This window comes from Pseudoduganella aquatica (assembly GCF_020865585.1).
GTDB classification, from domain to species: Bacteria; Pseudomonadota; Gammaproteobacteria; order Burkholderiales; family Burkholderiaceae_D; genus Rugamonas; species Rugamonas aquatica_A.
In genome coordinates, this window is the sequence record NZ_CP086370.1 from 705,532 (window position 1) to 721,236 (window position 15,705).

12 protein-coding genes are annotated in these 15,705 nt (G+C 66.2%); 6 read left to right on the forward strand and 6 right to left on the reverse strand.

The window, feature by feature from the left end; translation table 11 throughout:
• Positions 1-9: 9 nt before the first annotated feature.
• Positions 10-1,020, forward strand: a complete 1,011-nt coding sequence (locus KT882_RS03105; RefSeq protein ID WP_228894384.1) for a substrate-binding domain-containing protein — start codon at positions 10-12, stop codon at positions 1,018-1,020.
• 9 nt (positions 1,021-1,029) lie between these two features.
• On the opposite strand, the gene KT882_RS03110 is transcribed toward KT882_RS03105, so the two are convergent.
• The 5 genes from KT882_RS03110 to KT882_RS03130 all read right to left on the reverse strand — a co-directional run bounded on the left by KT882_RS03110 (position 1,030) and on the right by KT882_RS03130 (position 9,860).
• On the reverse strand, positions 1,030-1,236 hold the full coding sequence (locus KT882_RS03110) for a hypothetical protein (protein ID WP_161074992.1): 207 nt from the start codon (positions 1,234-1,236) through the stop codon (positions 1,030-1,032).
• A gap of 79 nt (positions 1,237-1,315) precedes the next feature.
• Entirely contained in the window at positions 1,316-1,678 is a 363-nt protein-coding gene (locus KT882_RS03115) for a glyoxalase superfamily protein (RefSeq protein ID WP_228894385.1), read from the reverse strand.
• Positions 1,679-1,733: 55 nt separating this feature from the next.
• A complete protein-coding gene (icmF, locus tag KT882_RS03120; protein ID WP_228894386.1) occupies positions 1,734-5,030 on the reverse strand; it encodes a fused isobutyryl-CoA mutase/GTPase IcmF in 3,297 nt (1,098 codons plus the stop codon).
• Between the two features lie 147 nt (positions 5,031-5,177).
• Positions 5,178-8,729, reverse strand: coding sequence for an indolepyruvate ferredoxin oxidoreductase family protein (locus KT882_RS03125; protein ID WP_228894388.1), 3,552 nt, complete (start codon positions 8,727-8,729; stop codon positions 5,178-5,180).
• A gap of 201 nt (positions 8,730-8,930) precedes the next feature.
• Positions 8,931-9,860, reverse strand: coding sequence for a LysR substrate-binding domain-containing protein (locus KT882_RS03130; protein ID WP_161074996.1), 930 nt, complete (start codon positions 9,858-9,860; stop codon positions 8,931-8,933).
• Positions 9,861-9,966: 106 nt separating this feature from the next.
• On the opposite strand from KT882_RS03130, the gene KT882_RS03135 reads away from it, so the two are divergent.
• On the forward strand, positions 9,967-11,190 hold the full coding sequence (locus KT882_RS03135; RefSeq protein ID WP_161074997.1) for an HD-GYP domain-containing protein: 1,224 nt from the start codon (positions 9,967-9,969) through the stop codon (positions 11,188-11,190).
• Here the strand turns inward: KT882_RS03135 and KT882_RS03140 are convergent.
• Positions 11,187-12,236 carry a GGDEF domain-containing protein gene (locus KT882_RS03140; RefSeq protein WP_161074998.1) on the reverse strand — a complete coding sequence of 350 codons (1,050 nt, stop codon included), beginning with the start codon at positions 12,234-12,236 and terminating at the stop codon, positions 11,187-11,189. The genes KT882_RS03135 and KT882_RS03140 overlap by 4 nt on opposite strands.
• Before the next feature lie 379 nt (positions 12,237-12,615).
• On the opposite strand from KT882_RS03140, the gene KT882_RS03145 reads away from it, so the two are divergent.
• From KT882_RS03145 to cpaB, 4 genes are all read left to right on the forward strand, one after another.
• A complete protein-coding gene (locus KT882_RS03145) occupies positions 12,616-12,795 on the forward strand; it encodes a Flp family type IVb pilin (protein ID WP_161074999.1) in 180 nt (59 codons plus the stop codon).
• Between the two features lie 60 nt (positions 12,796-12,855).
• The gene (locus KT882_RS03150; RefSeq protein ID WP_228894390.1) at positions 12,856-13,392 is read left to right on the forward strand and encodes a prepilin peptidase; all 537 of its coding nucleotides are present in this window, start codon (positions 12,856-12,858) and stop codon (positions 13,390-13,392) included.
• 80 nt (positions 13,393-13,472) lie between these two features.
• On the forward strand, positions 13,473-14,861 hold the full coding sequence (locus KT882_RS03155; RefSeq protein ID WP_228894392.1) for an ATP-binding protein: 1,389 nt from the start codon (positions 13,473-13,475) through the stop codon (positions 14,859-14,861).
• On the forward strand, positions 14,858-15,700 hold the full coding sequence (cpaB, locus tag KT882_RS03160; RefSeq protein ID WP_228894394.1) for a Flp pilus assembly protein CpaB: 843 nt from the start codon (positions 14,858-14,860) through the stop codon (positions 15,698-15,700). Before KT882_RS03155 ends, cpaB begins: the two co-directional genes overlap by 4 nt.
• The last annotated feature ends 5 nt before the right edge of the window (positions 15,701-15,705 follow it).

Consider the following 15,705-nt stretch of genomic DNA (forward strand, 5'->3'; position numbering starts at 1 on the left):
GCTTCCGCCATGAACCTCAAGAGTCTTGCCGACTTGCTCGGCATGTCCAAAACCACCGTGAGCCGGGCACTGAACGGGTACCCGGAAGTGAACGTGCGCACGCGCGAGCGCGTGCTGGCGGCTGCGCGCGAGGCGGGCTACGAAGCCAATCCCATGGCGCGCGGGCTGGCGGTGGGGCGCACCAATGTGTTCGGCATTATCTACCCGCTGTTGCCGGCGGACCTGGGCGACCCCATGTTCCTGCACACGGTGGGCGGCATGACGGAGGCGCTGGAGGCGCGCAAGATGAACTTCATCATCGGCCCCGTATCGGCCGGCAACGAGCTGGCCTCCTACGAGCAGATCGTGCGCGGACGGCGCGTGGACGGCCTGGTGGTCAGCCGCACGCTGGTGCGCGACGAGCGCATCGCCTTTCTGAGCAAGGCGGGCTTTCCCTTCGTGGCGCACGGCCGCACCGCGCTGGACACGCCGTATGCCTGGTTCGACTACGACAACGAGGCGGGCATCCGCATGGCGGCGGCCTGTTTGCTGGAGCAGGGGCATCAGCGCATCGCGCTGCTGAGCGCCCCGCTGGAAATGAACTTCGCCTGCCAGCGCAAGGACGCCTTCCTGGCCGCGCTGTCGGGCGCCGGCTTGCGTGCCGATCCGCGCTACCTGATTTCGGACACCATAGACCGCCGCAGCGGCTACCAGGCCATGCAGCAGCTGCTGGCCTGCTCGCCGCGCCCTACCGCCGTCATCGTGGACAACCATTTGTCCGGCGTGGGGGCGGTGCGTGCGCTGCTCGACGCGGGTGTGGAGATCGGCAAGGAGATGTCGATTATCGTCTGGGGCAGCCTGGCCGACACGCTGGCCGGCGCCAACGTCACCACGATAGACCAGCCCGACCCGGCGGGCGCCGGCAAGAAGATGATAGAAATGCTGCTGGCCCTGTCCACCGGCACCCCGGCCGGCGAACTGCAAGTGCTGTGGCAGCCCATCCTCCTCCCAGGCGCCACAGTCGGCCGCTGCCCCGCCTAAGGCAGCCCACTACTTGCGGTGGCGCTGTGGCGGTTCGGGGTCTTGTTCGGGTTCGGATTCCGTTGCCAGCCGGTGCGAGACGGCGAAGATGTCCGTGAAGGTGCGGCGGCGGATTTCGTTTTGCAGCAGCTCGGCCAGGGTGACAGGATCGAGCAGGCCGAGTTCACCGGCGTCGTGCACCAGCTGGTCGGGCAAGGAGATGTGTATGGTCGTCATGGTCCCTCCGGTTTGACCCAGCATAGGGGAAGGCATGGCGGAGATATTGATTTTTCTTCAGCTGAGCTCACTTAGCCGTTCAGGCCGACAGCGCCGTGAAGCGGATGCGGTTGCCGAAAGGATCCCACACCGTCATCTCGCGCCCCCAGTCGCGCGCCTCGATGCCGGGCCGCATGTGCCGGTACTGCTTGGCGTTCAGCTCGGCATGCAGCGCATCCAGGTCGTCCACATGCACCATCAGCGCCATGCCAGGCGAGCCGTCGCCGTGATGCTCGCTCAAGTGCAGCGTTAGCGCCCCGAGCCGAAGTTCCATGTAGAGCGGTGTGTCCGGCTCGAAGCGGTGCTCCCACGCGATGTCAAAGCCGAGAAAATCGACATAGAACTCCTTGGCCTTGGCCTCGGAAAAACTGCGCAGGATGGGGATGGCTGCAGAGAGTTGCATGATGCTCCCTTGACTGGATGGCACCGCAGCGGGTTGCTGCGGCGCCAGGGGAGTATTACATATTGCGGCGGTACTGGCCGCCGACTTCGAACAGCGCGGCCGTGATCTGGCCCAGCGAGCAGACGCGCACCGCGTCCATCAGCTTGCCGAACACGTTCTCGTTGTCGATGGCGGCTTTTTGCAGTGCGGCCAGTGCGGCCGGGGCTTCCGCTGCGTGGCGCGTGTGGAAGTCTTCCAGGCGCTTGAGCTGCGACTGCTTCTCGTCGTCGGTGGAGCGCGCCAGTTCGATCGGCGCCGGCACGTCGGTGGCCTTCGGATTGCGGAAGGTGTTCACGCCGATGATGGGCAGCGTGCCGTCGTGCTTCTGGTGCTCGTACAGCATGGACTCTTCCTGGATCTTGCCGCGCTGGTAGCCGGTCTCCATCGCGCCCAGCACGCCGCCGCGCTCGGCGATGCGCTCGAACTCCTGCAGCACCGCTTCTTCCACCATGTCGGTCAGCTCGTCCATGATGAAGGAGCCCTGGTTCGGGTTCTCGTTCTTGGCCAGGCCCCATTCGCGGTTGATGATCAATTGAATTGCCAAAGCCCTGCGCACGGATTCGTCGGTCGGCGTGGTGATGGCTTCGTCGTAGGCGTTGGTGTGCAGCGAGTTGCAGTTGTCGTAGATCGCGATCAGCGCCTGCAAGGTAGTGCGGATGTCGTTGAAGTCGATCTCCTGCGCGTGCAGCGAACGGCCCGAGGTCTGCACGTGGTACTTCAGCTTCTGCGAGCGGTCGTTCGCGCCGTACTTGTCGCGCATCGCCACGGCCCAGATGCGGCGGGCGACGCGGCCCAGCACCGTGTATTCCGGGTCCATGCCGTTCGAGAAGAAGAAGGACAGGTTGGGCGCGAAGTCGTCGATGTGCATGCCGCGCGCCAGGTAGGCTTCCACGAAGGTGAAGCCGTTCGACAGCGTGAACGCCAGCTGCGAGATCGGGTTCGCGCCCGCTTCGGCGATGTGGTAGCCGGAGATGGACACGGAGTAGAAATTGCGCACCTGGTGGTGCACGAAGTACTCCTGGATGTCGCCCATCACCTTGAGCGAGAACTCGGTCGAGAAGATGCAGGTGTTCTGGCCCTGGTCTTCCTTCAGGATGTCGGCCTGCACGGTGCCGCGCACGTTCTGCAGCACCCAGTCCTTGATCTTGGCCGCTTCGTCGGCGCTGGGCTGGCGGTGGTTTTCTTCAACGAATTTTTCCACCTGCTGGTCGATGGCGGTGTTCATGAACATGGCCAGGATGGTCGGCGCCGGGCCGTTGATGGTCATCGATACCGAGGTGCTCGGGCTGCACAGGTTGAAGCCGTCGTACAGCACTTTCATGTCGTCCAGCGTGGCAATCGACACGCCGGAGTTGCCCACCTTGCCGTAGATGTCGGGACGGATGGCCGGGTCGGCGCCGTACAGCGTGACCGAGTCGAAGGCGGTGGACAAGCGCTTGGCGTCCATGCCGGTGGAGACCAGCTTGAAGCGGCGGTTGGTGCGGAAGGCGTCGCCTTCGCCGGCGAACATGCGGGTTGGATCCTCGCCCTCGCGCTTGAAGGCGAACACGCCGGCGGTGAAGGGGAAGGAGCCCGGCACGTTCTCGGACATCAGGAAGCGCAGCACTTCGCCGTCGTCTTCATAGCGCGGCAGCGCCACCTTGCGCACCTTGGTGCCGGACAGCGTGTGCGAGATCAAACGGGTGCGGATTTCCTTGTCGCGGATTTTCACCACATAGTCGTCGCCCGCGTAGGCGGCCTGCATGTCCGGCCATTGCGCCAGCAGCTTCTTGGCGCCCGCTTCCATGGCGCTGTCGCGGTCCGCGATCAGGGTGTCGAAGTCGGCGCCCAGGTCCATACCTTTAGCTTCGGCCAGCATGCGCTTGGACTCTCGCAGCTGCTGGCGTTCGCGCGCCAGCTTGACCTGCTTGGCGGTGTTCTTGTGGTAGCCGCGCACGGTGTCCGAAATCTCGGCCAGGTAGCGCGCGCGGGCCGGCGGCACGATCACGTTCTTGCCGCTGCTGAAACGCACGTCCACAGCCGGCAGCTTGCCCGCCACGGTCTTCATGCCGAATTCGGCCAGCTTGCCCACCAGGCCCTGGTACAGCGAGGTCACGCCGTCGTCGTTGAAGCGCGAGGCCTGTGTGCCGTACACCGGCATTTCTTCCGGACGCTTGCTCCACAGTTCGCGGTTGCGCTGGTATTGCTTGGCCACGTCGCGCAGCGCATCGAGCGCGCCCTTGCGGTCGAATTTGTTGATGGCGATGAAGTCGGCGAAATCGAGCATGTCGATTTTTTCCAGCTGCGAGGCGGCGCCGAATTCGGGCGTCATCACATACATGGACACGTCCACGTGCGGCACGATGGCCGCGTCGCCCTGGCCGATGCCGGAGGTCTCGACGATCACCAGGTCAAAGCCCGCCACTTTGCAGGCGGCGATCACGTCCGGCAGCGCCTGCGAGATTTCGGAGCCCGCTTCGCGCGTGGCCAGCGAGCGCATGAACACGCGGCTTTGGCCGGCCCACGGCGCGATGGCGTTCATGCGGATGCGGTCGCCCAGCAGCGCGCCGCCGGATTTGCGGCGCGACGGGTCGATGGAGATGACGGCGATGTTGAGCGCGTCGCCCTGGTCCAGGCGGATGCGGCGTATCAGTTCATCGGTCAGCGAGGATTTGCCCGCGCCACCGGTGCCGGTGATGCCCAGCGTGGGCACCGGCAGGTTCTCGGCGGCGGCGCGCAGTTCGGCGCGCAGCTCCGGGGATGCTTTCTCGTTCTCCAGCGCGGTGACCAGCTGCGCCAGCGGGCGGTGGCGGTCGGCCATGCTGCCCTCGCGCAGCGGCGCCAGGGTGGTGGGGGAGTAGGTGGACAGGTCGATATCGCACTGCTGCACCATCCACTGGATCATGCCGGCCAGGCCCATGCGCTGGCCGTCTTCGGGGCTGAAGATGCGCGTCACGCCGTAGGCATGCAGGTCCGCGATCTCTTCCGGCACGATCACGCCGCCGCCGCCGCCGAACACCTTGATGTGCGCGCCGCCGCGCTGGCGCAGCAGGTCCAGCATGTATTTGAAGTATTCAACGTGGCCGCCCTGGTAGCTGGAGATGGCGATGCCTTGCACGTCCTCTGCCAGCGCGGCGGTGACCACTTCGTCCACCGAACGGTTGTGGCCCAGGTGGACCACTTCCACGCCGTTCGACTGCAGGATGCGGCGCATGATGTTGATCGAGGCGTCATGGCCGTCGAACAGGGAGGCGGCGGTGACGAAGCGTACCTTGTTGGCCAGCTTGGCCTGCTCGGGCACGGCGGCGAGTTTCGGAGCGGAGAGGTCGTTCATGGGTGTCCTTGTCGTTCTGGAACGGGAGTAGCTGATTATATGACGTTTACGTTAACGTCAAGTCAAGCGAAATTGCGGCCACGCCGCAGGCGTTGCGTCCTTGCGTAGGGCGGGTTAGCGGGGCGTGCCCCGCGTAACCCGCCAGCTTTACGCGGCGTGCTGGTGCCCGCCGCCCAGCGCCGCCAGCAGGCGCGCCTTCTCGGCGTGGAACTCGGCCACGGCTTTTTCCTTCACATGGCCGAAGCCGCGGATCTTCTCCGGCAGTTGCGCCAGCGCCACTGCCGTGTCGTAGTTGCCGGCATTCAACTGCGCCAGCACGGCGCCCACCAGCTCGCGGTATTCGACTATCAGTGCGCGTTCCATCTTACGCTCATCCGTGTAGCCGAAGATGTCGAACGCGCCGCCGCGCAGGCCTTTCAGCTTGGCCAGCATCTTGAACGCGCTCCACATCCACGAACCGAATTCGGCTTTCACCAGATGGCCCTTGGCGTCCTTCTTGGCCAGCAGCGGCGGCGCCAGGTTGAACTTCAGCGAGAAGTTGCCCTCGAACTGGGACTGCAGCTGCTCGACGAAGCGGCCGTCGGTGTACAGGCGCGCCACTTCATATTCGTCCTTGTAGGCCATCAGCTTGGACAGCGACTTGGCCACCGCCATCGACAGCTTGTTGCCCAGGTTGAGGCCCGCATCCTTGGCGCGCACCTGCTGCACCAGCTCCTCGTAGGAAGCGGCGTAGGCGGCGTCCTGATAGCCGGTCAGGAACTCGACGCGCTTCTTGATCACCGACTCCAGGCTTTGCGGCATCTGCACCACGATGGCCTGGCCCGGAATGGCGGTCTTCTCCACGCGCTTCAGGTCCACAGCGGCGCGGCGGCCCCACAGGAAGCTCTTCTTGTTCGCTTCCACGCCCACGCCGTTCAGCTCAATGGCGCGCAGCAGCGACGCTTCGGTCAGCGGGATGCGGCCCTTCTGCCACGCGTAGCCCAGCATGAACAGGTTGGCGGCGATGGAGTCGCCCATCAGCGCGGTGGCCAGCTTGGTGGCGTCGATGAAGTCGGCGCTGCCGTATTGCGCGGCGCCCACCGACTCCTCGATCAGCGCGCGCACTTCGGCGGCCGGGTACTGCCAGTCGGCCTGCTGCGCGAAGGTGCCGGGCGGCTGCTCGTGCAGATTGACCACGGCCAGCGTGCGGCCCGGGCGCATCTTCGACACCGCGTCGGCGGCGCCGGCGGTCAGCATGTCGCAGCCCAGGACCAGGTCCGCCTCGCCGGTGGCGATGCGCTGCGCGCGCAGGTGGGCCGGCGAGCTGGCCACCTTCACGTGCGAGGTGACGGAGCCGTTCTTCTGCGACATGCCCGTCATGTCCAGCACCGACGCGCCTTTGCCTTCCAGGTGCGCGGCCATGCCCATCAGCGCGCCGACGGTGATCACGCCGGTGCCGCCGATGCCGTTGATCAGGATGTTGTACGGCTGCTCGCATGCCGGCAGCACAGGCTGCGGCAGCGCGTCCCAGCCGTCGGCTGATTTGTCCTTGCTGACGCCGGTTTTCGATTTCTTCAGCGCGCCGCCTTCCACCGTCACGAAGGACGGGCAGAAGCCTTTCACGCAGGAGTAGTCCTTATTGCAGGACGACTGGTCGATGGTGCGCTTGCGGCCGAAATCGGTCTCCTTCGGCAGGATGGACACGCAGTTGGACTGGATGCCGCAGTCGCCGCAGCCTTCGCACACGGCTTCGTTGATGACCATGCGCTTGGCCGGGTCCGGGAATTCGTTTTTCTTGCGGCGGCGGCGCTTCTCGGCGGCGCAGGTCTGGTCGTAGATCAGCACCGTCGCGCCTTCGATCTCGCGCAGTTCGCGCTGCACCGCGTCGATCTCCTTGCGGTCATGCAGGGAGACGATGGACGGCAGGGCGGAGCGGTCGGTGTAGCGGCTCAGGTCTTCGGTCACCAGGGCGATGCGCTTGATGCCTTCGGCGGCCATCTGCTGCGCGATCATCGGCACGGACACGGTGCCGTCCACCGGCTGGCCGCCCGTCATGGCCACGGCGTCGTTGTACAGGATCTTGTAGGTGATGTTGACCTTGGCCGCGACGGCGGCGCGGATGGCCAGGTAGCCGGAGTGGAAATAGGTGCCGTCGCCCAGGTTCTGGAACACGTGCGGCACTTTCGAGAACGCGGCCTGGCCTATCCACGGCGCGCCTTCGCCGCCCATGTGGGTGGTCAGCTTGTTGTACTCGGGGTAGATCGAGGTGGCCATCACGTGGCAGCCGATGCCGGCCAGCGCGAAGCTGCCGTCCGGCACTTTGGTGGAGGTGTTGTGCGGGCAGCCGGAGCAGTAGAAGGCCGGGCGGAACGGGGTGCTGATGGCTTTCTTCAGCACGGCGTCCTTGGCGTCCAGGAAGGTCAGGCGGGCCTTGATCTGGTCCTGGATATTGGTGTCGGTGATGTACTGCTTGACGCGGGAAGCGATCACGCGCGCCACCTGCGAGACCGAGAAGTCGGCCTTGGGCGGCAGCAGCCATTCGCCGCGCGGGGCCACCCATTCGCCCTTGTCGTCGAACTTGCCGATCACGCGCGGGCGCACGTCGTCGCGCCAGTTGTACAGTTGCTCCTTGAGCTGGTATTCCACGAACTGGCGTTTTTCCTCCACCACCAGGATCTCGTCCAGGCCCTGCGCGAATTCGCGCACGCTGTCCGGCTCCAGCGGCCACGGCATGGCCACCTTGAACAGGCGCAGGCCGACGGTGGCGGCCATGGCTTCGTCGATGCCCAGCTCCTCCAGCGCTTCCAGCACGTCCAGGTAGGACTTGCCGGAGGCGATGATGCCCAGCTTGGCGTCCTTGGAGTCGATGGTGGTGTGGTTCAGCTTGTTTTCGCGGGCATAGGCCAGGGCGGCGTAGATCTTATAGTCCTGCATCAGCGCTTCCTGGTTGCGCGCCTGCTGGCCCAGCGGAATGGACGACAGGCGGGCGTTCAGGCCGCCTTCCGGCATGACGAATTCCTTCGGCAGCTTCACTTCCACGCGGAAGGGGTTGGCGTCGACCGAGGCGGAGGACTCGACGGTGTCGGCCAGCGCCTTGAAGGCCACCGCGCAGCCGGAGAAGCGCGACATGGCCCAGCCGTGCACGCCCAGGTCCAGGTATTCCTGCACATTGCAGGGATAGAGCACGGGGATCATGCAGGCCGAGAAGATATGGTCGGACTGGTGCGGCAGGGTGGACGAATAGGCGCCGTGGTCGTCGCCGGCCACCAGCAGCACGCCGCCGTGCTTGGCGGTGCCGGCATGGTTCATATGCTTGAAGACATCGCCGCAGCGGTCCACGCCGGGGCCCTTGCCGTACCACATGGCGAACACGCCGTCGTACTTGGCCTCGCCGATCAGGTCCACCTGCTGCGAGCCCCACACGGCGGTCGCGGCCAGGTCCTCGTTCACGCCGGGGATGAACTGCACCTTGTGCGCCTGCAGATGCGGCTGGGCCTTCCACAGCGTCTCGTCCAGGCCGCCCAGCGGCGAGCCGCGGTAGCCGGAGATAAAGCCGGCGGTGTCCAGGCCGGCGGCGGCGTCGCGGATCTGCTGCACCATGGGCAGGCGTACCAGGGCCTGGATGCCGGAGAGGAAGATGCTGCCGGAGGTGGCGGTGTATTTGTCGTCGAGCGTGACGGTGCTGAGGCGCGAGGGCGCGAGTGCCGTATTTTCGGCCATGGTGATGTCTCCAAATGGTGTTCGGGTGGTTTGCCGTTCCATCGCCGCGCCGGGTAAGCGCAAGCAGGTCCAGCCGTAATGCCGCCGGTGGGCGGCATTACCAATATTTCAGTGTAGGGCTTAGTTGACGTATACGGAAATACGGAATGCCAATGGAGGTATAAGAAAAAATGATGGCCCCCATCAAAAAAGGGGGCAGGGTTAGAGCAGGCGGGCGCCTAGCCAGTAGTGGCTGTGGCAGAGGTCGGCGGCGACCTGGCAGGCGAGGCGGCTGACGGCGGCGCCGGCGTTGGTGAGGGGGATATTTTTGGAGCCGCACAGCACCACCGTGCGCGAGATCGCGGGCTGTTCTATCGGCAGCGCCACCATGGCGCCACGCTCGATTTCGGCCAGCACCGGCGCCACCGGCAGGATGGTGGCGCCCATGTCGGCGAGGATGGCGGATTTTAGTATGGCGATGGAGTTGATTTCGATGACGTTGGCGGTGGCCAGGCCGGCGCTGCGGGCCACGCTTTCAATCCGCGGCCGCACGCCATGCTGCGGGCCGGGCAGTATCAATTGCGCCGCCAGCGCCTGTTCCAGCGTGACGCTGGTGCGTCCTTCGGCCCAGGACGAGCCGGCGCGGCAGATGAAGCGCAGTTCTTCTTCCACCAGCGGGGTGCAGACGAAGGGCGAGAGCTGGCCGTCGTCGAACAGCACCGCCAGGTTGACGCGCCCGGATTTGAGCTGCTCGGCCAGGTTGCCGGTCAGTTCTTCGGTCAATTGCAGCGTAATTTCGGGGAACTGCGCGCGCGCGGCCGACAGCAGCGGCAGCGCCAAGGCGCCCGATATGCTGTGGGGCAGGCCCAGCGTGACGCTGCCGCTGGGACGCTCGGCCGACTGGGTAACGGCCGATTTGGCGTCCGCCACCTGCTTGAGGATGGCTTGCGCGTGTTCGTAAAAGACTTTTCCGGCGTCCGTGCTGAGCACGCCTTGGGCGGAGCGGTGCAGCAGCTGGGCGCCCAGTTCTTCTTCCAGCTGGCGCAGCTGCTGGGTCAGCGCCGGCTGCGCCACGTGCAGCACCGTGGCCGCGCGCGACAGCGAACCGTGGTCGACGATGGCGACGAAATAGCGGAGTTGGCGTAATTCCATGTGGCTCGGGTGCAATGTTTAGGACAAAAGTATGAATCCGGGGAGAAACTATTTGTTATACTGATTCTAACCCCTCCCGATCTCTCCAGCTCCCGCAGGCCCGCGTATGCTCAAGAAAGTTGATTCGTCCCAGTTGACCGTGGGTATGTTCATTCATGACCTGAGTTGCGATTGGATGACCCATCCGTTTATCCGCAACCGCTTCGTCATTACAAGCGAAGACGAGATCCGCAAGATTCTCAAGGCCGGCATCCACGACGTGGTAATCGACAGCTCGAAGGGCCTGGACGTGCAGGACGCGCCCACGCTGGAGGAAGCCAACCAGGCCACCGAGCGCGAGCTGACCGAGCTGGCCGCCAAGCCGGTGGTGGTGACCCGGGTGTCGCTGGGCGAGGAGCTGTCGCGCGCGGCGCAGATCCGCCACCAGGCCTCCACGCTGGTGCGCACGGTGATGCGCGACGCGCGCCTGGGCAAGGCCATCGAGATCGGCCAGGTTCAGCCGGTGGTGCAAAACATCACCGAATCCATCCTGCGCAATCCGGGCGCGCTGGTGGGGCTGTTGCGCATCAAGAACAAGGACGACTACACCTTTCTGCATTCGGTCAGCGTGTGCGCGCTGCTGGTGGCATTCTGCAATTCGCGCGGCATGGACGCGGAAATCACGCGCCAGGCCGGCCTGGGCGGCCTGCTGCACGATACCGGCAAGGCGCTGGTGCCGGACGAGGTGCTGAACAAGCCGGCCGCGCTGACGGACGAGGAGTTCGCCATTATCCGCAAGCATCCGCAGGACGGTTTCGACATCCTGCGCCAGTCGCCGGAGGTGAACGACATCGCGCTCGACATCACGCTGCACCACCACGAGCGGCGCGACGGCAGCGGCTACCCGAACAAGCTGTCCGGCGACGCCATCAGCGAACTGGCGCAAATGGCCGCCATCGTGGACGTATATGACGCCATCACCGCCGATCGCTGCTACCACAAGGGCATGTCGGCGGCGGCCGCGCTGCGCAAGATCTACGAGTGGAGCAAGTTCCACTTCAATCCGCAGTATGCGCAGGAATTCATGCGCTGCGTGGGCATCTATCCGGTGGGCACCATGGTGATGCTGGAGTCGGGCCGCCTGGGCGTGGTGATCGAGCCGCACGAGACCAATCTGCTGGCGCCCAAGGTGAATGTGTTCTTCCACACCAAGAAGAATGTCTACATCAAGCCGGAGACGGTGGATCTGGCGCGCGGGGTGGGCTTTGGCGGCGGCGACAAGATCGTCGGCCACGAATCGCCCGCCAAGTGGAATGTCGATCCGATGCGTTTCCTCACCCTGGCGGGCTAGAAGAACTCGGCCTCGTCGTTCGATTCGATCAGCTGCAGCAGGCCGCCGCTGACCAGTTCGTCATAGTGGCAGACCTTGTTGCGGCCATGGCTTTTGGCGTAGTACAGCGCCTGGTCGGCCTGGCCGAGGATGATTACCGGCGCCTGGTAGGCGCTGATGCTGACATAGCCTATGCTGACCGTCACCTTGCCCACCTGCGGGAATTCGTGCGTTTCCACATTGCTGCGGAAGCGGTCGATGATGCGCGCCGCGTTGGCCTGCGAGGTCGAGCGCAGCAGCACCACGAACTCCTCGCCGCCGAAGCGGAACACGCGGTCCTGCGCGCGGAAGGAGGAGGTCAGCAGGTTGGCGATCAGAATCAGCACTTCGTCGCCGTACAGGTGGCCGAATTTGTCGTTGACGTGCTTGAAGTGGTCCACGTCGACCACGGCCAGCCATTGCCGTTCCTCGTCGTTGTGGCGGCGCCGCTCCAGCTCGCCCGGCGGCAGCGCCAGCGCGTCCTGCTCGGCGGTGCTGGCCTGCAGCATCTTGGCCAGCTGGTCGTCGAAGGTCTTGCGGTTGAGCAGGCCGGTCAGCGAGTCGCGCTCGCTGTAGTCGAGCAGGTTCTGGAAGTTGCGGTACACGCTGACGATGCCGCCCACCACGTGGATGGTTTCGCTGGTGTAGGGCGTGGGATTGACGATTTCCAGGCAGGTGTTGGCCTTGTCGCCCAGCCATATGGGCAGCCAGAGCGTGTGGTTGCCGTCGGCGTCGACCTGGTCGGCCGACTGTTCGTGGCGCGCGATGCAGGCCGCGAGCGCGGGGAACAGGCTGATGGGATCGCCGGCGCAGGACGGATCGGCGTGATCCTCCATGCGCGCCGGGCTGCCGCACACGATGATGGCGCGCGGACGCACGAACAGCTGGCCGCGCACCGACGTCAGCGTCAGCACGCGGGTCTGGCGCGCACCGGCTAGCTCCTGGACGGCCGATATCACCGAGACGTCCAGCATCGTGTGGTCGCGGTGGCCAGTCATATCCACCATGTGTTTCAGTAGGGAATCCATCGTCGTTCTCTGATCACGGCACCAAGGCGCACAGTGCTCATAAGCACGAGGCCTTTCCAAAAGACAGCTAAGCAGAATAATCGCTTTTTGTAAGATAGGCAATTCCAGCGTGCGATATTTCTGCTGAAACGCCACGATTCTACCCCTCAATGACGGACACAAGCGCGTGCTAGCGCCACCATCCCTCGAAAGTTTGATTTAAAACAGTTTCCTTCTTACCACACTGGCCCTGCACGCGCGTTTCGAATGATTCCGTGCGGAAAACTTGCGCTCAATCAACGCCGCCGAAACTGGCAGGAATATAGTGCATTCAATGGCCGCCGGACTGCAGACCGGCTGCGCCAGGGCGTAGCTTTGATTTCTTTTCAAGGGGACCATCATGAACAGTTTTATGCAGGCAGCCCGGGACTTTGCCAGGGATGAAGAAGGGATTACCGCGATCGAGTATGGCCTGATCGCGGCGGCCATGGCCGGCGTGATCGCGGTCGCGTTCACGCCGCTCAGGGCGGCCATCGTGGCGGCGTTCGGCGAGATCATCACCGCCATGAACGTGGTCTGACGCGCTGCCGGGCGCGCCGCTGATCCGGTGCGGCGCGCCCACTACCACTGGGAGGACCCGATGTGGACCGCGACCGAGGTGCTGTTGCTGTGGCTGGTGCTGCAAGCGGCCGCCACTGATCTGGCGCTGCGCAAGATTCCCAACGCCCTGGTGCTCGGCGGTTTGCTGCTGGCGCTGGTGCTGCACGGCCTGGCCGGGCCGCCGCACGCGCTGCTGACGCAGTGGCTGGCGGGGCTGCTGGCCGGCTTCTTTCTCTTTCTGCCGCTGTACTTGCTGCGCGGCATGGCCGCCGGCGACGTCAAGCTGATGGCCATGGTGGGCGCTTTCAGCGGTCCGCTGCAGGCGGTCGATATCGCCTTGCTGAGCTTTGCGGCCGGCGGCGTGCTGGGCTTGCTGCTGATGGCGGCCAGCGGCCAGTGGCGGCGCGGCCTGGCCAATCTGCGCGCCATGCTGCTGCCGGCCCTGCTGCGCCTGGCGGGCGTACCCCTGCAGCCGGTGCCCTTGCAGCCTGGCCACAGCGTCGGCGGCATGCCTTACGGCGTGGCCGTGGCGCTGGGTACGGCGGGCGTGGTGCTGGCGCCGCACTGCCGCGCTTAGCCTTTGCTGTAGCTCAATATCGTCCCCGTTCGCCCTTGCTAGTATCGATTCCTCATCGCAACATTTATCAGGAGAATCGCATGATGGAGTTTGCCACCGCACTGCCCGCTAGCCGTAGCGAGGAGGACATCCAAGGCGCGCTGCTGCCGCCGCAGCCCAAGTGCGTGCGCGAGACGGGACTGGAGCTGCAGCTGATCGTCGAGCTGGCCGCCAAGGCCATTTATGTGGCCGGGCGCACCCATTTGCCCATCCTGGCCACGCGGTTGCGGCTGTCGATCAATGTCTTGCGCGAGGCGCTCGATTTCATGGTGGCCGAGCAGCTGGCCGAAGTGGCCTGGCGCGGCGACGCCGACATCGATGTGCAATACCAGCTGACGGCGGCCGGCAAGCTGCGCGCGGCCGGCTGGCTGGAGCGCTCGCCCTACCAGGGGCCGGCGCCGGTGACGCTGGAGGCCTGGCGCGCCATGGCCGCGCGCCAGGCGGCCCAGCTGCCCGTGCCCAGCGCCGAGGACGTGGAGGCGGTGTTCGGCGAGGCCGGGCTGGAGCCGGCGGTGCGCAACCTGATCGGCGCGGCCATGCACGCCGGGCGCTCGATGCTGCTGTACGGTCCGCCCGGCAGCGGCAAGAGCACGCTGGCGCGCAGGCTGGGCCGGCTGCTGCAGGGCACGGTGCTGGTGCCGCACGCGGTGGCGGTGGGGCAGGAGATTATCCAGCTGTACGATCCGGCGGTGCACCTGCCGCCGTCGCTGCCGCCGGGCGCGGCGGGGCGCCAGCCGCTGGAACGGCGCAGCACCGACGCGCGCTGGGTGCTGTGCCAGCGGCCGGTGGTGCAGCTGGGCGCGGAGCTGGACGAGTCCATGCTGGAGCTGCGCCATGACGCCTTTTCCGGCTGCTACCAGGCGCCGCCGCATTGCAAGGCCAGCCACGGCCTGTTCATTATCGACGACCTGGGCCGCCAGCGCCTGAGCGCGCCGGCCCTGCTGAACCGCCTGATCCAGCCGCTGGACGCGGGCCAGGACCAGCTGTCGCTGCAGGGCGGCCACAAATTCTCCATGCCTTTCCAGGCCATGCTGGTGTTCGCCACCAACCTGGCGCCGCAGGCGCTGCTGGACGGCTCGGCGCTGCGCCGGCTGGGCTACAAGATCCATGTGGGCGCGCTCAGCGAGGCCAGCTACCGCAGCCTGTTCCGCCTGCAGTGCCGCGCCGCCGGCGTGGCGCTGGACGACGCCGGCCTGCGCTACCTGATCGAGGAGCTGCACCGGGGCAGCGGCCAGCCGCTGCTGGCCAGCTATCCGCGCGAGATCTTGGGCCGCATCGCCGACTTCGCCGGCTACGCGGGCCAGGCGCCGCGCCTGTCGGTGGCGGCGCTGGACCAGGCCTGGTCCAGCATGTTCGCCGCCTGCTGGCCGGCCGAAGTGCAGGCCCAGGCGGATGCGGAGCAGGCCTGCTTGCGGGCGAGGGCGGCATGAAAAACCGGCGCGCTTACCTGATGCTGGGGCTGGCGGCAGTGCTGGGGCTGGCGGCGGTGCTGCTGGCCTCGCGCTGGCTGCTGCGGCAAACGCCGGGCGCGGCCGGCCGCATCGTGGTGGCCGCCGCCGACGTCAACCTGGGCCAGCGCCTGGCGCCGGACATGTTCAAGCTGGCGGACTGGCCGGCCGACGCGCTGCCGCCGGGCGCGCTGCGCGATCCGGCCCGGCTCAGCGGCCGGGTGCTGAAGACCAGCGTGCTGCGCGGCGAACCGCTGAGCGAGGCCAAGCTGGCCCCGGCCGGCACGCTGGGCGGCCTGTCGGCGCTGATCGCCGAGGGCAAGCGCGCCATCACCGTGCGTGTGAACGACGTGGTGGGCGTGGCAGGCTTTGCGCTGCCGGGAAATTTTGTCGACATCATCGTGCACACCCAGGCCGGCGAGCAGCAACAGCAGCGCGACATTTCCAAGATCGTGCTCGAGCGCATCCTGGTGCTGGCGGTGGCGCAGGAAGTGAGCCGCGACGACACCAAGCCGCGCGTGGTGAACGCCGTCACGCTGGAGGTGACGCCGGAGCAGGCCGAGCATTTGGACCTGGCGCGCAGCGTGGGCAGCCTGTCGCTGGCGCTGCGCAACCAGATCGACCCGCGGCCGGGCGTGACCGGCGGCGCCACCAAGGGCACGCTGCTGGGCCTGCACGAGCCGGCCGCCGAGACCGCCGCGCCGGCCGCGCCGGCCCGCCCGGCCGCCGCCGCGCCGCGCCCGCAGCTGGCGTCGGCCGCGCCGGCGCGCCATTGCATCAGCGTCATCAACGGCCTGCACAGCAGCCGGGAATGCCTGTGAGGCCC